Here is an 18,396-nt window from a genome sequence, read left to right as displayed (position 1 = left end):
CCGGCACCAACTGGGCACCTCCCAGAAGGAATGCAGCGTGTTGGATCAAGATTTGGACACGAGGTCCGCCCCCAGCAACGTCGGAAACGGCACTATGATGTCGGCGCCGGACAGCGGCCTAAATCTTCCGTGGTCCGGACCTGGACGTCCCGCCGGGGCCGTCGCAGTTTGTTCTCAACGCGGCAGAAACCGTCCTGGACGTGGCCATGAACGGCATGCCTGTTGGGCTGTGCTCCTGGATGTGCGGACGGACGGACCATAGCGAACGTTCCGGCCGGCTGGAATACGCAGCGCCGGCGGCATCCTCCACGTCATTGACCTGGCAGCGAACAGTGTCGTGGGGACCGCTCCTGTCGGATTCATAGGAAGCCCGATCGTCTTTGAACCCTCCGGTCAAAGGGCGTGCATCCACAGCGGGGCCATTGAAGGAACGGTCACCCTCGTGCAGTTGCCCCAGCGGTAGCCGGCTCCGTCTGCGGCTCCGTGACGGTGCCCGTAACCTTGGGCTCGGCCGTGTCCGCCACAGGCCCACCGCTGGAGCCCCTGTTCCTCAGCCGCGCCTCAACGGGACGTTCAACGAAGGTATAGGCGGCGCCGGCCAGCGGGATGGCAATGGCGACGCCGACAGCGGCAAACGCGGCGCGTTCGGCAAGGCTCTCCGGGCCGAGTTCCAGGGCAGTGCGGAGCACGAGCTCGTGGACCAGGTACAGGGCGAAGGACCACTCGCCCAGTTTCACCGTGGCAGGGGCGCTGGCGAAGGTGGGGCGGCCGCCGCAGCGGTCACGGTCCGCATACGCGGCAATCAGGAGGGCGTAGCCGGGTATGCAGAGCGCGCCGGCCAGCGGCCCGGCGGTATGCCAGGGCGCGATGCCGTCCACCACTTCGAGAATGACGAAGGAGCCGATGGCCGCGGCTGCGCCGGTGCCCACGCCGAACCTGGGCTTCCAGCCTTTCTTCATGGCGATGGCCAGGCAGACACCCACAATGAACTCGGCGATCCGGAAGGCGGGGAACGTGTAGAACAGTGCTCCCCAGTCGAAGCCGGGGACAAACGCCAGCAGAACGGCCACGAGGGAGACGGCGGCGGCGAAGACCGCGGCGCCCGTGCGGAAGAGCTTCCCCGGCTCGAGGCGTGACAGCCGTACCGCCAGGAACGGGAACACCGCATAGAAGAACGCTTCACAGGAGAGCGACCAGGACACCCCGTTGTAGGCGTAGACCCAGTGCTGGTCGCCGAGCCAGGCCTGCACCAGGAACAGGGAGGCCAGGAACCGGGGCAGGGACTGGTCACCCTGCGTTATGAGGGCAAGAACGACGGCGGCAAGTGCGGTGAGTGCGTGCAGCGGCCAGATCCGGGCGAACCGCCGCCAGTAAAACTGCCGCTTGGTTGTGCTTGGGTTCATGGACCAGGCGAGCACAAACCCGGACAGCATGAAGAAGAACGTCACGCCCGTCTGTCCCATGGACACGAGCGGATACATCTCGGGCACCAGCGTCACCGCCGCGTGGTACAGAACCACGAGCATGGCGGCGACAAACCGCAATCCTGTCAGTGAATCAAGCCGGGTGGTGCGTGAAATGTTCAGTTCTCCTTGTGTGGGACGACGGGGAACGGTCCAGTCTACCCACGAAGAAGGGGATTATCACAAAAAGGTAACGGCCGCTTCCGCTGACGGTCTGCAGCGCCCAGCTTGCGCTTAACTCCAGTAGCCGGTGGAGCTGGCGGCGCCGGGGCGGCATTACTTGACTAGTATGATCCGTTCCAGAATCAGATCAGCGATCATGCGGTGGCCTTTGTCGTTCGGGTGGAAGTTGTCAGACTTACCCACCCATGTGTCCCTGCCCTCGGGTCCGTACGACCCTTTGGTCATGAACGCTTCGGTCAAGTCGACATAGCGGCCGCCGTGTTCCTTGCATACTTCCTCGATAATCCGGTCGTAAGGATCCGTGCCCTGTGTTCCGGGGAACCCCCACGCACCGGCGCACAGAATGTAGGCACTCGGTGAGCCTCTCTTTATCTTCGTGAGCACAGCTTCGTACTGTTTGCGGAAGTCCGGTATCTCGGTGCGGCCTGCGTCGTTTGTTCCGAGTTCGATGATTGCCAGGTCGATCCCGGACTTAGGAATGCCCTCAATGTTACCGATCTGGAACAGCGGTGCATTGGCTGGCTTGGTTGCCCGGTATTCCTCGACTGGTACGGTCTCTTCGAGCTTGGCGGTGACCAGTGGACGGTAGGCCTTCGCCTGGACGCTGGCGTGAAAACCATAACCAAGGGAATCGCCCGCGTAGAACACATTCAGCGGACGGTCCTTCGGGTACTTGAGCCGGATCAGCCTCGCTTCAGCGGCGGCTGCCTCCTTCGCCTGCAAATCCGACGACACCCCCTCGGAGAACGCATCAGCCTTCTTCTGAATGTCAGGATCAGCAGGCTGCGGGACGCTGCAACTCGCAGAGAAAGAAACGGCAACAGCCAGCATGGCTACGTATATAAGACGGCGCAAGAGTCCCCCAAGAAACAGATACGGAATGCCTTATTCTACGGCTCGACACGAGACAACAGCGCGCGCAGGGCGGCCTCGTAATACGCAGCGGCAGGGGAAGGCTCGGGACCAGGCCTCGCCGGTCGGCAAGCTGAACTCATTTCGCTCCGCCCGGCCGTCTCCGGCGCTGAGATTCAGAAGCTCCCCGATGACCATTGCCCAATCATAGAGCCAGAAGCTCCGGCAAAAGCTCATGAGGAGCAACGTCACGGTCTAACCCGCGCACCGGGCAGGATTATGGCCCGTCGCCGATGCGGACGCCGTCGACAATGAAAATGGGGAACATGGCCCGCTTCCAGATATTTCGGTCGCCGTCCCCGGAATCAGCGATCCACACGCTGTTGCCGACCTGAACGTCAGTACGATACGCACGATCTTATTCACGCGAATTGTGCAGCGCCGACCAACTAAAGACTCGATTGCCCACGGGCAACGAACGAGGCCGGACAGCAGGAAGAAATATGTCATGCCGCCCCCGTCCCGTGGACATGGGCGGGTACATCTCGGGAACCAGCCTCACGACCGCATGGTGGCTACGAACCATCGTACCGTCAGTGAACCAGCCTGGTGCGAGAATCGTCGAGCCTACACTGCCTCCCAATGCGATCGACCGGCAGTCGACGCAGGCATCTGAGGCCACCCCGCGCCGATCCACAGCGCGCATCTGGCGGTTACGTGGAACGGCTGTAGTATGGCGCCCTTCTCCCATGATGGGACACCACGCGGCGCTAAATCGGTACAGCGATTATCGTCGATCGAGCGTTTGTAGCCCTCGTGGGTATCCGATCTAACTGAGTAACTACCTAGTTCACGCGGGGACTCGCCTCCAATAAATTGCGTATCTTCCACGGTGGTCTAGCCAACCCCAAGGAAATACCTTCTACACATGGCTAACGAAATTGGCAAGAAGCATCGTTCAGCGCCCCGAAGTGATAGTAGTCTTGAGCGCCGCGGGCTTCTCAGAGTCGGAACCCTGATAACGGCGTTTACTGGCGCTTCCGCAATTTCAGCAGTCGGGGCGACCGGCGCCCAGGCCGTTCCCGTCGACGCAACGATTTTTGACGCGTACGTTCCCCTTGCGGAAAAAGGCGCCGCTTCCGGCGTAGCAGCCCTGGACCCCGAGGCAAAAGTTCCCTTTTCCCAGCTTCCTGACCTTTCTTCCCTGTACGGCCCTGACAACGGCGGCAAGCCGGTGGGTAAGGACGAGCTAATCGTGAACGTTCGAGATCATGGCGTAAAGGGAGACGCCGTCAAGAAATCCAGCGGTGGTGGCATTTCCGCCGGATCGGCCGCCTTCACCGGGGCTGGGTTCACCGCCGCAGACGTCGGCAAGGCATTCTATGCTGTGGGAGCGGGCACTGCTGCAGCCACACTCTCTACCGCCATCGCCGCCTACGTCAGCCCTACTGAAATCACCCTGGCCGCGCCAGCAGTTACCACTGTCGCAGATGCCGCATACATGTATGGCACAGACGATACGGCAGCTATCCAAGCTCTGTTGAACAGCGTAAGCAACAAGACCCACAACGCGTTCCTCTTTCCCCGTGGCAGCTACATCACCGCAGGTCTACACCTCAAAAGCAATACGCGGCTCATCGGGGCCGGGCGCGGTGGCTGGGCCTACGAATTCTACGAGAGGTCAACACGCCTCATTGCCCGCCCGGGCGTAACTACGGCCGGCCTGATCAACGACTACAAAGGCACCGTGGGCGGAAACGTCTACATCGCTGACATGATGCTTGACGGTGCAAAGCAATACCATGCCAAACCGTGCACGGGCATCTACCTGATGGACTCCACTACTAGCGCGGACTCCCTGTGGAATCTTGAGCGCGTGATGGTCAAGGACTTTTCAGGCGACGGCACATACTTCGGTGCCTGGCGACGGGCCAACCGGGTCAACGAATGCCATTTCGTTGGAAACGCCGGGCACGGTTCGGTCTATGCCGGCACCGATAATTCGGCGATACAGAGCATGTGGGCCATGAACGGTGGCAATGGATTGGAAATGCTTCAGGGCGCCAACCACTTCTACGGTGCGGATATCTTCAACAACACCGGTCACGGCGTTCGAATCGTGCCGCTGGGCCGAATGAACCACTTTGTCAGCTGCTTCTTTGATACCAACAAGAAATGCGGCGTCTACACCGAAGCGAAGAACACCTCGCTTGTACAGTGCCGGTGGACTTCCAACAGCCAAGAGGCGGATGGTGTATACCCTGACGTGGATATAGTAGCTGGCCCGTCCGGAGTTACGCTGATCAATCCGACGTTTTATGCCGCCGTACCCGCGTTAGCCAACCTGCCGCACTCCGGCATCCGCGCCACCGGCAACACCGGCTCCAATTTGGTGTACGTCGTCGGTTTCAGCCATGATCCCGGCACAATCACCTGGCGACGCGGGTCATACGTCGAAACGACAGTCGGACTTCTGCATAAGGGCTTCTCTTTTGCGGACGGCACGATCCTGCAGACAGGAAGTTCCACCGGAACACGGTTGGGCGGGGCGGCCACCCAAAAATTAGCCTTCTGGGGGGCAAGACCAATTACACGACCAACCGTCACGGGGTCGCGGGGAGGTAATGCTGCGGTAACTGCGTTGCTAACTCAGCTGGCAAACATGGGACTAATCACCAACAACACGACGGTCTAGTGCCAGCGTGGTGACCCCTCAACCTGCGCCGGGTTCGGATTCCGATCTTTCTTGCTGGCACATCTGGGGTAACTGCTGCGCCGACGCCCATAACTGAGTCGTTAGCGATGGTAACGACCTACCGGTACCCGTCCACAATCGCCGCGGCAATCTCCTTATAGGCACGGCGCGTCTCGGGTTTCAGGTGATCGAGCGTCACCAGGTCACCGTCAGCTACTCCCCTGTCGTGGGGCACGGCGATGAGCTCGCGACACATGCCGGCCAGGTGCTCCTCGATTGCGTCTTTGTCCACGCGGGAGGAAACTTCGTCCTTGTCCGTGATCACCACGATCGCATTGCGGGCCAACTCTTCGTAACCATGCCCCGCGAGCCATTGCAAGGTGCTGCGGGCGCGCTTGGCGCCGCTCACCGCGTAGCCGGCAGCGATGATCAGGTTGTCCGCCGACTGCAGGATGCCACTCATCGCATTGTGCGTCACACCCGTGCCGCAGTCGGTCAGCGCCACGGAGTAGTAGCTGGAGATAAGCTTGCGAATCCGCAGGTACTCCCCCGCGGTGAGCGAGTCGGACACCTCGGGGTCCTGCTCGCCTGCTATGAGGTGCAGCCGACCGGAGTGGTGCATGTAGCGGGACAGCTCGGTGAGTGAATCGATCGAGTCGATGTTCCCGAGGAGGTCCGTGATGGTCCGCGGCGTGGCCTGTTGGTAAATGCCCTCGCCCAGGGCACGCTCCACCAGGTCGCCGGAGTCGGGGTTGGCGTCGATGGCGCATGGCGGGTCGCCACGGAACTCTGCCAAGGTGAGGCCAACGCCCACGGTGGTGGAAGTCTTGCCGATGCCGCCCTTGAGGCTCAGAACGGCGGTGTTGAAGCTGCCCTGCAGCTGGCGCGAGATCCGACGAGCCAACTCGTCCTCCTCGCGCTCGTGCGCACTGGGGCCCAGATTCCAGGCGCCGCCGGTGGCTCGGTACAGGAAGCCACGGAAGCCATTCTTGGGGCGCGGCTTCTGTTCCCGGACGAACGACGTCGGCAGAGCTGTGGCGTCCGCTCCCGCAACTTCGGGTTCCACCCGGGTTCCGGATTCCTCCCGGGTTTCGGGGACCCGCGACGGTGGGGCTCCCGCCGGGCGGCGGAGCGGAGTCGGCGGAGCCGCAGGTGCGGACGGGGCGTCACTGAGTGCGTCGGCGACGGCCGCCGCTTCTGCCCATGAGGAACTGCGGACGGGAAGCGGCGGTGCGGTGGATTCAGGTGTCACGGCGGGGAAGGTTCCTGTCCAGGCGTCGGAGCCGTCGTCGTTGCGACGGCGGGAGCGGCGGCGGCGGAGCTCTGGCTGCTCCTCATCGGTGCCGGCCTCGGCTAATCGGTTATCCGCTGGTCTGGGCATATTCGGTCCCCCCGGGACTCGCAGCGGCGTCCCGCTGCGGTGGTCAATCGGTCTGGTTCAAATAGCCATTCTAGATGCTGACGGGACGCGGATTGGTCAGCAGTCTTGTAAACCACACTGATCAGCCGCCCCAAAGGCCTTTTCAGGCAGCTGAAAGCGATGGATTCAGCCGTGCATCAACGCAGTGGCCACCACGGCCACGGTGACCACCAAAAGGATCCCCAAGGCGACGTAGCTCCACCACTTGGGGCGGCGGCGGTGCGGATTGATGTCGATGTACGGCACGCCTACTTCACCGGCCCAGAGCCCGCGACGCGTACGGTGGGAGCGGCTGTTGGAGCGGCGCGACGCTTGACGCGCAGCATCCAATACAACCCCGCGAAGGGAAGGAGCAGGCTACCAAGAAGGCCAGACAGTGCAAGAACATAATCGGTGAAAGCCACGCTTTGACCTCCGGAAGCGGCAGCACATTTGACGCTTCCGGAGCAGCACTGCTCTGGGCACGGCGATGTGACTGGTAAGTGGGATCCCCCATTTTGGATCGCTCGCCAGCCTACTTAGCAGTTAAGGGCGCTGTCCAATCGGACACGCCCGCTTTACAAAATCAGTCAAATATTGAATTACGCCTGGAGTCCTCTGCCTCGTCCGCACTCCTATGCCTTCAGGGCTAGCACAACCACTACGGCAGTCGTCACTGCCAAAGCCGCGAGCCCCATGTAGGACAGCACGCGGAGCCGACGGCCGTGCAGTTCCCGTCGCGATCCACGGCTGTAACGAGTACCCCCATATGTCCTCACGCCAGAGATGCTAGGTAGGCAAGCTCAAGGAAAGCTGAGGGAATCCTCAAGATTTGCTCAAGGAACGCGCACAGGCAAGTTCACGGAAAAGTTAGCTGCCGTCCCGGCGGCGGGCCGTTGCATCGTGGCTGCGAATCCGGCGCGGCAGGCGCTGCGGGTGCCGGGCGTGCCCGGACTGGCTACCGAGAAGCGGCGGCAGCGGCTCCACGGGAAGGCCTGATACTGCCGTTTTCGGGGGGTGCTGCACTCGGGGCATGTCCTGTTGATCCAGCCACGACCGATCGGTGTATGGGTCATCGGCCACAATGTTCTGCTCGATGAAGCGGCGAATGGCTACGCTGATTCCGGTCTTCATGAAGCAAACCTAGAGAGATTTGCGACGCGCCCCCAGCGTAATCACTACCTGTTTTCCCGGGTCCTTGGTACCCGGAATGCAGGGAGTACTCGGCTCACTGCTGCGGGCGGGTCTCCTGGAGACGCTTGATAAACCAGCGGGACTGTTCCGGCCCGTAGGGAAGAACCGGAATGGCTTTGGTAGCATCCGCGGGAGTGTCGCGGATTGACTGCCGGGCCTGCCGGACCGCGGTGGTCATGGTGTCCGCCATGGTCTTGACGAACCGATCGCTGCATGGTTCACCGTGTCCGGGGACCAGGAATTCGTAGCGGTGGCGGAGAGCGGAGAGGTGGCGGAGGGCGTCTGCCCACTCCTCTGGGTAGGAGTCCTCAAAGGAAGGGTGCGAGCCCTGCTCCACCAGGTCCCCAGCGAAAAGCGTGGTGGTGGTTCCTACCAGGAGGTCACCGTCGGTGTGGCCGCGCCCCAGGTAGAACAGCGTGACGGCCTGCCCGCCGAGATCAACCAAGACCGGCTGGTCTCGGACAATCGCGTTGGGGACGACTAGTTCCACGTTCTCGCCTTCGGCGGTGGCCATCTCGGGTTCCAGTTCCGTGACCTCGCTGCGCTGGGCGTCACCGTCCTCGCTGATCTCCTCGGCGCAGTTTTCATGGGCCCAGAACTCCTCAACGCCGGCTTCCGCGAACACGGCATTGCCGAAGAAGTGGTCATAGTGCGCGTGCGTGTTGACCACAACAAGCGGCAGCGGGGTTTTCTCCCTGACGGCGTTCAGAATCTCTTGGCCTTGCCGCGGCCCGCAGCCGGTGTCGATGACCATGGCCCGTTCAGTGCCCACAATGAGGCCGGTGTTGAGCTTGGAACCTTCAGTCACCAACACGTAGTTGTCCGTGCCGACGTCGAGCCATCGTGACATTTCTTCTCCGAACATCTGGGGAGCATCTGCGGTCTTCAGGCCTCGATTCTATCCATCCGGCCTGGGAATATCAGGGACCTGCCTGCCGTCCCAGTACTGCCAGCCAGCCGCCAAGCCCAGAATTTACTCATCAGAAATGACCCACTGGGTATGATCTGCGCATGGGGACAAAACAACAGAAGCACTACTGCGACACCTGCAACGTGATCACCAACCACGTCACGTCGTACTGCGACGACGGCGGCGGCCTGGTGGCCTCTGTGCGCTGCAGTGATCATTCGGACACAACGCCGTAGGGCCTATCGACCACCGCCGCTGCATTAGACATGCGACGGCGGAGGCCCTGAAGGAATACGGCCGACTTCCGCCTACAAGTCGGCCAGCAAGGAAGTTGGGGATTCGAAGGCGTCGGCCACGAAGCGAAGGAACCCGGCAGCTGTTCCGCCATCACAGACACGGTGATCGAACGTCAGAGTCAGCTCCGTCACTTTGCGGACAGCGAGTTCACCGTCGACCACCCACGGTTTGTCGACGATGCGTCCGACGCCCAGGATCGCCACCTCGGGGTAATTGATGATCGCGGCTGACCCATCAACGCCGAACACGCCATAGTTGTTCAGCGTGAACGTTCCGCTGCCGAGTTCAGCCGGCGTCGCCTTCCCGTCCCGCGCGACGGCGGTCAACCGCTTAATCTCTGCGTCCAGTTCCCGGGCGGTGAGCTTGTCGGCGTTGCGGATGGAGGGAACGACCAGGCCGCGCTCGGTCTGGGCAGCAACTCCGAGGTTGACCCCGTGGAATGCAAGAATCTCCTGCGACTCACCGCCCGACGTGTCCTCCGCCGTAACGAACCTCGTATTCAGCTCCGGATATCTCTTCAAGCCTGCGGTGACGATGCGGGCGATGAATGCGAGCAGGCCCGGAGTGGAGTGTGGATTCGCCCTCTTGAGCTCAGCCCTCAGCTCCACGAGCGCGGTCGCGTCCACGTCGACCCAGACCGTCGCCTCGGGGATCTCGGACCGGCTGCGGGCCATGTTGGCCGCCACTGCTTTGCGGACACCACGGACCGGAGTGCGGCTGGTGATGCCCAGACCGGTTCGGGCATCGACCGCGCCGCTGATCAGCCCTGTCGAGACCCGGGTTTCGACAGGCGCAACAAACTGCCGGCGCTCGGTTTCAACGGGTTCAATCTTGGTCGGCTTCGTGATTGCCGCTTCAACATCGCGACGCATAATTAGTCCGCTTTCGCCCGAGCCATGCACGTGCCCGAGATCGACACCGTGTTCCTTGGCCATCCGACGCACCAGCGGTGAGATGACAGCGCCTAGTTTTCCGGGGACCCTGGTGCGCTGGAGGAGAAGATCATCTGAGTGCGTGGTCAGCTTGGCGCTTTCGTCTTTCGTTTCTGTTCGCGTGGTCTCGACAAGTTCGACCGACGTTGCGCCGGCGGTTGAGTCGGAAGACATCGAGGAGGCACGCCGGGGGCGAGTTCGGCGGACGGTTGCAGTGCCGCCGGGCGTTCCGTATCCAATGAGGACGTTGCCGGAGCCTGCTTTTTCTTCCGTGCGGTAGGTTTCGGCTGCCGCGGTTACTTCAGCCGTGGTTTCTGCGGGCTTGGCTTCAGTAGGCTCGGTTTCGATGAGCTCAACCTCCGATCCCAACGGGGTCACCGAGATGAGCGGCCCGCCGACGTCCAGGGTCTGGCCTGGCTCTCCGTGCAGCTCGGCTACGGTGCCGGCGTACGGGGACGGGACCTCTACTACCGACTTGGCTGTTTCTACTTCAGCGATGGGCTGGTCCACGCGGATTTCGTCTCCGACGGCCACGAGCCAGTTGAGAAGTTCGGCTTCCGTGAGCCCTTCGCCAAGGTCGGGCAGGAGGAACACCTTGGTTTCGGTCATCTGATCAGTCTTCCCACTGGAGATCGTCAACGGCGTCGAGGATGCGGTCCACGCCGGGTAGGTAATAGTGCTCGAGTTTGGGTGCTGGGTACGGAACGTCGAAGCCCGTGACGCGGCGAACCGGAGCCGCCAGGTAGTAGAAGCAGCGTTCCTGAACCCTAGCGACGATCTCCGAGGACACTGAGGCGAAACCATGTGCCTCGGCGATCACCACCGCACGGCCTGTCTTCCGGACGCTAGCCGAAACGGTCTCGTCGTCGAATGGCACGATCGTGCGGATGTCGATCACTTCGAGAGAGCGGCCTTCCTCGGCGGCCGCGGCGGCGGCGGCCAAGGCGGTGGGGACGGACGGCCCATACGCGATGAGCGTGGCATCAGTGCCGGAACGGGCCACAGCAGCGCGACCCTCGGTAGCCCGCCCGTTCATATTCTTCCCCTCGTACTCCTCACGAAGCAGCTCAAGATCCACGAGATCCTTGGACCAGTAGAGCTTCTTTGGTTCCATGAACATGATGGGGTCGTCCGAGTCGATGGCCTCGCGAAGCATGCGGTAGGCATCCGCCACAGTCGCCGGAGTGTAGACCTTCAGGCCGGCGGTGTGTGCGTAGTACGACTCAGACGAGTCGCAATGGTGCTCCACTCCCCCGATGCCGCCAGCGTAGGGAACCCGGATGACCATGGGCAGCTTCACCCGGCCCTTGGTGCGGTTGTGCATCTTGGCCACGTGGCTGACGATCTGTTCGAAAGCCGGGTAAGCGAAGGCATCGAACTGCATCTCGATGACCGGGCGCATGCCGTTCATCGCCATGCCGACCGCCATGCCAACGATGCCGGACTCAGCCAGAGGGGTGTCGAAGCAACGCTGTTCGCCGAAGGCGGCCATGAGGCCGTCGGTGATGCGGAAGACGCCGCCGAGTTTTCCGACATCCTCGCCGAACACGAGGACGGATTCATCTGCGTGCATCGCGTGCACCATGGCGGTGTTCAGCGCTTTAGCCATAGTGACAGGCTGCGGGCCGGATGCTTCGGCGCTGGCTGCGGCCGAGGTGGCAGCACGTGCCGTGGCGGAGCTGACGTTCCCATTGGCCTCGGAGGACGTGATAATGGTGGGGCTCATTTGGTGGCCTCCGTTTCGGATGCAGCGCCGGAAGCGTCGCGGGTGACCTCGTCGGCGACGAGAGCAGACTGTTCTTTGAGCTGCGTGGTCTGGTTTGCAAAGACATATCTGAACAAATCTTGAGGATCGACGGACGCTTCCTCACCGAGGCCGTTGCGGAGCTGGGTGGCAACCGTTTCGGCCTTCTCCGCGATCCGGGACTCGCCGTCGTCGTCCAGCAGGCCCCTACCCGTGAGGTAGTTCCGCATCCGGCTCAGCGGATCGCGGGCCAGCCACTTTGCCACTTCACTGTCCTGGCGGTAGCGGGTGGCGTCGTCGGCGTTGGTGTGCGCCTGCATGCGGTAGGTGTGCCCCTCAACAAGGAGTGGGCCGGAGCCCTCGCGGGCGAGCTTGACGGCACGGTCCAGCACAGCGAGGAGCGCGACAACGTCGTTGCCGTCCACACGTTCGCCCGCCATGCCGTAGCCCACGGCCTTGTGGGCGAGCGATGGGGCGACGGACTGGTGGGCCAGCGGCACGGAGATGGCGTATTGGTTGTTCTGAACGAAGAAGATGACGGGCAGATGGAAGACTGCGGCGAAGTTCAGGGCCTCGTGGAAGTCACCCTCGCTAGTGGCGCCGTCACCGCACATGGCCAGCACCACAGTGTCCTCGCCGCGCAGCTTGGCGGCGTGCGCGACGCCAACGGCGTGGAGCAACTGCGTGGTGAGCGGCGTGCACTGGATCCCGACTTTGTGTTCGAGCGGGTCGTAGCCCCCGTGCCAGTCGCCGCGGAAAATGGTCATCGCGTCGATCGGGTCCACGCCGCGGGCCATGACGGCGACGGCGTCGCGGTACGTGGGGAACATCCAGTCGCCCTCGGCAAGACAGAGTGCGGCGGCTACCTGGCATGCCTCCTGGCCATGGCTAGAGGGATAAACGGCCATGCGACCCTGGCGGACAAGTGCGGAGTTCTGGTCATTGACCCGCCGGCCGACAACCAGCTGTTCGTAAGCGGTGAGGAGTTCCTCATCGCCGGGCAGCGGATACTCGTGGCCCGGCTCGGCGCCCTGCTCTGAGTAGTGCTTCAGGTTGCCGTCCTGGTCCACCATCTGGATCTGATGGCGGGCGGGCAGCATGTAGTCCTCGGCGGTGATGCCGAACTTGAGCACGGCTTCTGCGGCAGCGCCGGGCAGATATCTGTCCTCGGCTTGCTGTGAGGCAAGCTGCGCTTGCCCCGGCGCGCCGGGCGCAGTGTGGTCTGCGGAGATCGTCATTGGTCCGTCCTTTTATAGCCACTATTCACTTTCAGTATGGTCCCGGATGATGTTTCGTATCCACCGCCGCCAGGAATCGTGGAGAAGTACGCCCTACTCGACTATTCTGAAAGACAAATTGCAAATGTGGCTGTGGAACGGGCGGGAGCTGAAGACAAATGGCCGAGGCAGTTGAGGAGCAACAGACGGCGGTGCCGCTTGACGATGTGGATCGCAACATCATTGCTGAGCTGACAAGGGACGGCCGGATGTCCGTCACCCAGGTTGCAGAGAACGTCCATATCTCGAGGGCTCACGCCTACACCCGGATTGCCCGGCTAACGGGCCAGGGCGTACTAACTAAGTTCACGGCTCTTGTGGACCCGATCAAAGCGGGGCTGAAGTCGTCGGCCTACGTGACGCTAAAGGTAAGTCAGCACTCTTGGCGTGAACTCCGCGAACAGCTGAGGGCCATTCCCGAAGTGCACCACATAGCGCTGGTGGGTGGGGACTTTGACGTCATACTGCTCGTACGAGCAGTGGACAATGTGGACCTACGGCGCGTGATCTTCGATCAGTTACAGTCCATGCCCGGCGTCCTAGATACGCAGACGTTCTTGGTGTTCGAAGACCTGGATACGCGGTAGCTCCTGGATACGCCCGCTTTGGTCCGGCATAACAGCCTCGAGTTCGGTGGGCAGAGGCCCTTTCTCGACTGGAACCGTTACGTTCCGGAGCTGCTCGCAATTCACGCCGGACCCATGGCGGTTACAATTGGCGTGACCGTACGAAGACTGCGGTTCTAGTGTCTTGCTCTTCGCGGCTCTAGGAAAATCATCACGGGGGGACCTCGGTTTGGACTTACGCGATTATCTGCGCATCCTTCGCCGCAACTGGATCATTATCGTCGCAGCAAGCATGACCGGGCTATTGATAGGTGGCGCCGCCGCTGTCCTCACCCCGCCAACTTACACGTCACAAACCCAGCTATTCGTTGCTATTCAGGGTTCCGGCTCTGTTCTTGAGCTTCAGCAAGGCAACTCATTCAGTCAAGCTCGAGTTCAGTCTTACGTTCAAACGGTCACCACCCCCATAGTTCTTCAGCCAGCCATCGACTCCTTAGGATTGGAAACCACAGCGGAGGATCTGGCAACACGAGTCAAGGCCACGTCAGACGTCAATACGGTGCTTATCAACATAGCCGTCTCCGACTCTTCGGCGGTCCAGTCCGCAGCGATTGCCCAAGCAATTGCCAGCAGCATGATCAAGGCTGTGGATTCATTAGAGACACCCAAGACGGGCGGAACATCGCCCGTAAGCCTTTCTGTCGTTCGCCCTGCAAGTGCTCCGACCGCGCCGTCGGCACCGAATACGCGGATGAATCTAATCCTTGGTTTGATTCTCGGAACCTTCCTGGGTGTAGGCATGGCCGTGCTCAGGACCACCCTCGACAACCGAATTCGCGGCGAAGCAGACCTGCGGCGCGTTACAGATGCACCGATACTGGGCGGGATCTCCTTTGACCAAAACGCGACACGGAAGCCGCTCCTGACGCAAGCCGCTCCCCAGAGTCCACGAGCCGAATCCTTCAGGCAGCTTCGTACGAACCTGCAGTTCGCGAACGTATCCGGCCATGCCAAGACCGTCCTCATTACGTCGTCGCTTCCCGGCGAGGGCAAAAGCACGACGGCAACCAACCTGGCAATTGCACTCGCTCAGGCCGGGCAAGCTGTGTGCTTGGTCGATGCAGATCTGCGTCGACCCATGGTCAGCGAATACCTTGGGCTGGAACGCAACGCCGGTCTGACAACGGCATTGGTCGGGACTGCCGATGTAAGCGACCTCCTCCAGCCATGGGGCGACGATCAGCTTCACGTGCTAACGTCCGGCCAAATCCCACCCAACCCGAGCGAGTTGCTCGGGTCGGATGAAATGAACATCCTCATTCGGCGGCTGGAGGATACGTTCGACACCGTCATAATTGACGCTCCGCCTTTGCTTCCGGTCACGGACGCTGCAGTTCTTTCTCAGCATGTCGGCGGCGTTGTACTCGTAGTTGGCTCGCAGAAGTTGCGGCACCATGACTTGGAAAAGTCTCTCGGCTCCCTCAGGATGGTCGACTCCAACCTACTCGGTTTTGTACTCAACAGGCTCCCCACTAAAGGGCCGGATGCTTACGCCTACAGCTACTACAGCTACGGTTCCGCCACGACCAGTGGATCGCGATCTGTCACTACCCCGCCGAAACGGCGCAGTGGTGCCGATATCTTTGACGATTCGGATAGCGGCAGTGACGCGGGCAGACGGCGAGCAAGCGTCTTCCCGGTCAAGCGCTGATTCTCCTTACTCTGGACCACTTTCTCAGTCGGGGCTGGTCTCTGTCAGGTCGTGGCCCGGCTCGTTGACATGACGCCATTAGAGGTGAAGTAAATGAAGCGATTCATTCTCAGTAAGCTTTTTGTAAAACTCTATGCTCGGATTCCTCTTCGCGCACGAATTCTGCGGTGGATGACCAAGCGCGAAGGCGGGGACATGTACTCTCTCACGCTGCGCGACATTCTCAGCCAGTACTACAGAGTAGATGTGGGCAACTATTCCTACGGCTCTCTACTGGCCACTGGTAACTGCGATGTAAAGACCACGATTGGTGCCTACGTTTCGATAGGACCAAACGTTCGGCGGTTTGGTGCTGCACACCCATTGGACCGGCCGACACTCCACCCACTTTTCTATAACCCCGCGCTGGGGTTAGTGGACAAAGGCATGGACGTTGAGCGGTCGGGATGCTGGATTGGGCACGATTCCTGGATCGGCGCAAACGTATCCATCCTTCCTGGCTGCACGAGGATTGGGGTTGGCGCTGTTATTGGCGCGGGCAGCATCGTGACCCGCGATGTAGAAGACTTCGCCGTTGTCGCTGGCAATCCCGCCCGAGTAATTGGCAGGCGCTTCACTCCTCAACTCGGAGAACTTGTTCTAGAGAGTCACTTCTGGTTACGTACTCCGCACGAAGCGGCTGAAATACTCAAGCGTATAGGCCGAGAGATGGAAAAAATATGACGTCGACGATTTCCGGCATGGCCGTAGTTATTGTTCACTACAATAGTCACGACACAATGCGGCTCACCCTGGATGACTTGAGTCGACATTTCGACCGAGAACATCTCGTCGTAGTGGACAACTCCGCGACACTAACAGAGGATGTGTATCGTCAAAGGGCAACTGTTCTCGCTGACGGTGAGAACAGGGGCTATGCAGGCGGCGTGAATCACGGTATTAGGGCAGTGGCGAAGACATTGCCGGACGTGTCGGAGATCCTCGTCTGTACGCACGAGGCACTTTTCCGCGACGATGCGCTTAGCCAATTACACGCTACGGCCAAAGAGTTTCCTGGCGGCCACATCATCGGACCGAAGCTCGTAACGCGAGACTATAGGGGTGTGGAGTCGGTTTGGTCCAATGGAGGTCACCTTTCTCTGCCCTTTTACTACCCAAAGCACGACGTCGCTGCCAGTGCGCGCGGACTCCGGCGGGTGAAGTGGGTCGACGGCGCAGCCTTTGTAATTGACCTTGGCACGTGGCGCCGGCTCGGTGGAATCCCCGAGGAGTTTTTCATGTACATGGAGGACGTTGCACTTGGTCTCCTCGCACGTCGCGCTGGAGTACCTGTTTTGACGAACCTCGATGCAATCGTTGAGCAATCTGCAAACGGACCGTCTCGGAGCCTAGCAATAAGAAACCGAATAATCCTTGCTCTTCGCTATATGCGCCCCTTCGAAAGAATGATCGTCCGCGCAGAAGTACGAGCGCGGAGTCTTTTAGCACGAGTCCATCCATCACCTAGCATGAGAGAAAAGGCGATGGAGAGCAACAGGGCAGTGTCGGAAGGTAAAGCCATCGTGAGTCAGCTAGCCCCGCTGGTAACGTGACCGCGTCCCGAAAGAGTCTTCCCACAATTCTCTCGCAGGCAACCCTTCATTGGAGCTGAAATCTCAGCCCGACCTGCATCTCTTCACAACAGATGCCCGCTCCGACAATTGGCTTTTCCTCCTCGGATGACAGAGAAATCATGAATGACATCATATATATAGGCGTGGCATTGCTGGCGCTCGCTTGGGTGGGTCTTATCTGGGTTAGAGGCTGGCTTGTCAAGTCGCTTGTCTTTGCGATTGTCGGGCTAGCGTTCAGCGCGGGCTACATTCAGACTCTTATTCCAATCCGATTTGCCCTATTTGCGGCAGCAATATTGGCTATCGGTTCACTGCTTCTGGATCGGCGACTAGGATACTCATCCCGAACAGCCGCCATGGGATGCGCTGCGCCCTTTGCTTTTCTTCTAATATTCGGTGTTGGTCAGATTTTTGTTGAAGTGCAATATCTAGATCGGCTTTTTAGGTATTCGGCGCTGTACCCTTCCATGTTTCTGCTGGGTTGGTTGATCGCTAAATCAACCACCACGGTACGCCTGGCCAATATCTATGTATACGTGAGTGTCCTAATGAGCATCCTGGCCGTTTTAGAACGCCTCAGGAACTCGTTTCTCGTAGCCGGTGGCTACGAGAACAGTGGCCGCCTGATTCGTGACGGCAGCATTCGGAGCATCGTGTTCGCTGAACACCCCCTTGTCTTGTCAGTTCTCCTTATCGCGGCTTTCCCTCTCGTAAAAGCCGCGATACCTGTCAAATGGATGAGGCTCTTGGCCTATACAGTTCTATTTGGCGGCATCTATTCCACCAACAGCCGCGGCGCTCTCATTCTCCTCGCCGCGTGGTTTGCATTGTCACTGGGATTCCGGTTTAGGCTTGTCACCCAAAACAGAACACGAGCCCTTAGGGTCCTTTCATTGGCCGGGGCCTCTTTCGCCTTAGTATCGCTTCTTTTTGGGGCTGGGACGGATGCCCTAAGTAGCACCTCGGCAACAGATGCAAGCGCGGAATATCGTTCAACTCTCTATAAATTTGCTGCGCAGTCGCTTCTCGATCAGCCATGGGGTTGGGGTTTACCGGGCCTACCAGAAGGTGTATACGTAGCCAGCAGCCACTTTGGGCAACTCGATATGGCAAAAACTGTCGACTCAGAGTTTGCACTAATAATGTTCGACTTCGGCTGGCCGGGCGTGCTGGCAATCATTGCATTGGTCATTTTTGTTCTTCGCGCCGATCGTTTAAGAACTCCCGCCGGTCAGGTGGCGCTACTTGTGTCGGCCTCCGGATCCTATTTAGCCCTGCATTCATGGGTGGGTTTAGGCAGTATTTGGTTCCTAGCCCTCGGGCTTGCGATTCGGTCTCACATAACTGGCGAAAACTCCGCCCGCCCGTCAGCGTCCAGGTGGGCGAATCGTTCATTTGTACCAGTGGCGACGAGAACAGAGCCATGAGGCGTCGTTTGTTGCCCGTTGTGCCGACCTCGTTTCCAGGTCAGGGGAGATTTTTGGAAGCCACGCGCTGACACGGAGCTTCATCCAGTTACGCGCTCAGCACGCTTCGTCCTAGGTAATCGGCTCAACGACC

15 protein-coding genes are annotated in these 18,396 nt (G+C 60.4%); 7 read left to right on the top strand and 8 right to left on the bottom strand.

Features of this window, described 5'->3' with window-relative positions:
* Positions 1–434: 434 nt before the first annotated feature.
* Positions 435–1,553 (bottom strand): acyltransferase family protein, encoded by a 1,119-nt coding sequence (locus tag ACFQ50_RS00435; RefSeq protein ID WP_377993651.1) that lies wholly within the window; start codon positions 1,551–1,553, stop codon positions 435–437.
* 186 nt (positions 1,554–1,739) lie between these two features.
* The gene (locus tag ACFQ50_RS00430) at positions 1,740–2,477 is read right to left on the bottom strand and encodes an SGNH/GDSL hydrolase family protein (protein ID WP_377993533.1); all 738 of its coding nucleotides are present in this window, start codon (positions 2,475–2,477) and stop codon (positions 1,740–1,742) included.
* A gap of 949 nt (positions 2,478–3,426) precedes the next feature.
* Between ACFQ50_RS00430 and ACFQ50_RS00425 the strand changes: the two genes are divergently transcribed.
* Complete coding sequence (locus tag ACFQ50_RS00425) at positions 3,427–5,193, top strand: hypothetical protein (RefSeq protein ID WP_377993532.1); 1,767 nt, start codon at positions 3,427–3,429, stop codon at positions 5,191–5,193.
* Between the two features lie 118 nt (positions 5,194–5,311).
* Here the strand turns inward: ACFQ50_RS00425 and ACFQ50_RS00420 are convergent, their stop codons facing one another.
* The 3 genes from ACFQ50_RS00420 to ACFQ50_RS00410 all read right to left on the bottom strand — a co-directional run bounded on the left by ACFQ50_RS00420 (position 5,312) and on the right by ACFQ50_RS00410 (position 8,636).
* A complete protein-coding gene (locus tag ACFQ50_RS00420) occupies positions 5,312–6,574 on the bottom strand; it encodes a MinD/ParA family protein (protein WP_377993531.1) in 1,263 nt (420 codons plus the stop codon).
* Between the two features lie 888 nt (positions 6,575–7,462).
* The gene (locus ACFQ50_RS00415; RefSeq protein ID WP_377993530.1) at positions 7,463–7,726 is read right to left on the bottom strand and encodes a hypothetical protein; all 264 of its coding nucleotides are present in this window, start codon (positions 7,724–7,726) and stop codon (positions 7,463–7,465) included.
* A 94-nt stretch (positions 7,727–7,820) separates the two neighbouring features.
* On the bottom strand, positions 7,821–8,636 hold the full coding sequence (locus ACFQ50_RS00410; protein WP_377993529.1) for an MBL fold metallo-hydrolase: 816 nt from the start codon (positions 8,634–8,636) through the stop codon (positions 7,821–7,823).
* A 161-nt stretch (positions 8,637–8,797) separates the two neighbouring features.
* Here ACFQ50_RS00410 and ACFQ50_RS00405 point away from each other — a divergent pair, with 161 nt between their 5' ends.
* Complete coding sequence (locus ACFQ50_RS00405) at positions 8,798–8,932, top strand: hypothetical protein (RefSeq protein WP_377993528.1); 135 nt, start codon at positions 8,798–8,800, stop codon at positions 8,930–8,932.
* A gap of 72 nt (positions 8,933–9,004) precedes the next feature.
* Here the strand turns inward: ACFQ50_RS00405 and ACFQ50_RS00400 are convergent, their stop codons facing one another.
* The 3 genes from ACFQ50_RS00400 to pdhA are packed head-to-tail and all read right to left on the bottom strand — an operon-like array spanning position 9,005 to position 12,907.
* A complete protein-coding gene (locus ACFQ50_RS00400; protein WP_377993527.1) occupies positions 9,005–10,534 on the bottom strand; it encodes a dihydrolipoamide acetyltransferase family protein in 1,530 nt (509 codons plus the stop codon).
* Positions 10,535–10,538: 4 nt separating this feature from the next.
* Complete coding sequence (locus ACFQ50_RS00395) at positions 10,539–11,651, bottom strand: alpha-ketoacid dehydrogenase subunit beta (RefSeq protein ID WP_377993526.1); 1,113 nt, start codon at positions 11,649–11,651, stop codon at positions 10,539–10,541.
* The gene (gene pdhA / locus ACFQ50_RS00390; protein WP_377993525.1) at positions 11,648–12,907 is read right to left on the bottom strand and encodes a pyruvate dehydrogenase (acetyl-transferring) E1 component subunit alpha; all 1,260 of its coding nucleotides are present in this window, start codon (positions 12,905–12,907) and stop codon (positions 11,648–11,650) included. The genes ACFQ50_RS00395 and pdhA overlap by 4 nt, the downstream gene beginning before the upstream one ends.
* 158 nt (positions 12,908–13,065) lie before the next feature.
* Between pdhA and ACFQ50_RS00385 the strand changes: the two genes are divergently transcribed.
* The 5 genes from ACFQ50_RS00385 to ACFQ50_RS00365 all read left to right on the top strand — a co-directional run bounded on the left by ACFQ50_RS00385 (position 13,066) and on the right by ACFQ50_RS00365 (position 18,263).
* Positions 13,066–13,533, top strand: coding sequence for an Lrp/AsnC family transcriptional regulator (locus ACFQ50_RS00385; protein WP_377993524.1), 468 nt, complete (start codon positions 13,066–13,068; stop codon positions 13,531–13,533).
* A gap of 208 nt (positions 13,534–13,741) precedes the next feature.
* Positions 13,742–15,223 carry a polysaccharide biosynthesis tyrosine autokinase gene (locus ACFQ50_RS00380; protein WP_377993523.1) on the top strand — a complete coding sequence of 494 codons (1,482 nt, stop codon included), beginning with the start codon at positions 13,742–13,744 and terminating at the stop codon, positions 15,221–15,223.
* A gap of 93 nt (positions 15,224–15,316) precedes the next feature.
* Positions 15,317–15,946, top strand: coding sequence for a CatB-related O-acetyltransferase (locus tag ACFQ50_RS00375; RefSeq protein ID WP_377993522.1), 630 nt, complete (start codon positions 15,317–15,319; stop codon positions 15,944–15,946).
* Positions 15,943–16,815, top strand: coding sequence for a glycosyltransferase family 2 protein (locus ACFQ50_RS00370; protein ID WP_377993521.1), 873 nt, complete (start codon positions 15,943–15,945; stop codon positions 16,813–16,815). The genes ACFQ50_RS00375 and ACFQ50_RS00370 overlap by 4 nt, the downstream gene beginning before the upstream one ends.
* Before the next feature lie 140 nt (positions 16,816–16,955).
* The gene (locus ACFQ50_RS00365) at positions 16,956–18,263 is read left to right on the top strand and encodes an O-antigen ligase family protein (RefSeq protein ID WP_377993520.1); all 1,308 of its coding nucleotides are present in this window, start codon (positions 16,956–16,958) and stop codon (positions 18,261–18,263) included.
* The last annotated feature ends 133 nt before the right edge of the window (positions 18,264–18,396 follow it).

The organism is Arthrobacter sp. NPDC056493, assembly GCF_042795115.1.
Taxonomy (GTDB): domain Bacteria; phylum Actinomycetota; class Actinomycetes; order Actinomycetales; family Micrococcaceae; genus Arthrobacter.
The sequence above is the reverse complement of the archived record's forward strand: the minus strand, read 5'-3'. Positions and strand labels throughout refer to the sequence as shown.

What these genes read in the sequence shown, in the direction of transcription:
- ACFQ50_RS00430 (WP_377993533.1), bottom strand. Translation starts at nt 2,477, where the DNA reads ATGCTGGCTGTTGCCGTTTCTTTCTCTGCGAGTTGCAGCGTCCCGCAG.
- ACFQ50_RS00425 (WP_377993532.1), top strand. Translation starts at nt 3,427, where the DNA reads ATGGCTAACGAAATTGGCAAGAAGCATCGTTCAGCGCCCCGAAGTGAT.
- ACFQ50_RS00420 (WP_377993531.1), bottom strand. Translation starts at nt 6,574, where the DNA reads ATGCCCAGACCAGCGGATAACCGATTAGCCGAGGCCGGCACCGATGAG.
- ACFQ50_RS00415 (WP_377993530.1), bottom strand. Translation starts at nt 7,726, where the DNA reads ATGAAGACCGGAATCAGCGTAGCCATTCGCCGCTTCATCGAGCAGAAC.
- ACFQ50_RS00410 (WP_377993529.1), bottom strand. Translation starts at nt 8,636, where the DNA reads ATGTCACGATGGCTCGACGTCGGCACGGACAACTACGTGTTGGTGACT.
- ACFQ50_RS00405 (WP_377993528.1), top strand. Translation starts at nt 8,798, where the DNA reads ATGGGGACAAAACAACAGAAGCACTACTGCGACACCTGCAACGTGATC.
- ACFQ50_RS00400 (WP_377993527.1), bottom strand. Translation starts at nt 10,534, where the DNA reads ATGACCGAAACCAAGGTGTTCCTCCTGCCCGACCTTGGCGAAGGGCTC.
- ACFQ50_RS00395 (WP_377993526.1), bottom strand. Translation starts at nt 11,651, where the DNA reads ATGAGCCCCACCATTATCACGTCCTCCGAGGCCAATGGGAACGTCAGC.
- pdhA (WP_377993525.1), bottom strand. Translation starts at nt 12,907, where the DNA reads ATGACGATCTCCGCAGACCACACTGCGCCCGGCGCGCCGGGGCAAGCG.
- ACFQ50_RS00385 (WP_377993524.1), top strand. Translation starts at nt 13,066, where the DNA reads ATGGCCGAGGCAGTTGAGGAGCAACAGACGGCGGTGCCGCTTGACGAT.
- ACFQ50_RS00375 (WP_377993522.1), top strand. Translation starts at nt 15,317, where the DNA reads ATGAAGCGATTCATTCTCAGTAAGCTTTTTGTAAAACTCTATGCTCGG.
- ACFQ50_RS00370 (WP_377993521.1), top strand. Translation starts at nt 15,943, where the DNA reads ATGACGTCGACGATTTCCGGCATGGCCGTAGTTATTGTTCACTACAAT.
- ACFQ50_RS00365 (WP_377993520.1), top strand. Translation starts at nt 16,956, where the DNA reads ATGAATGACATCATATATATAGGCGTGGCATTGCTGGCGCTCGCTTGG.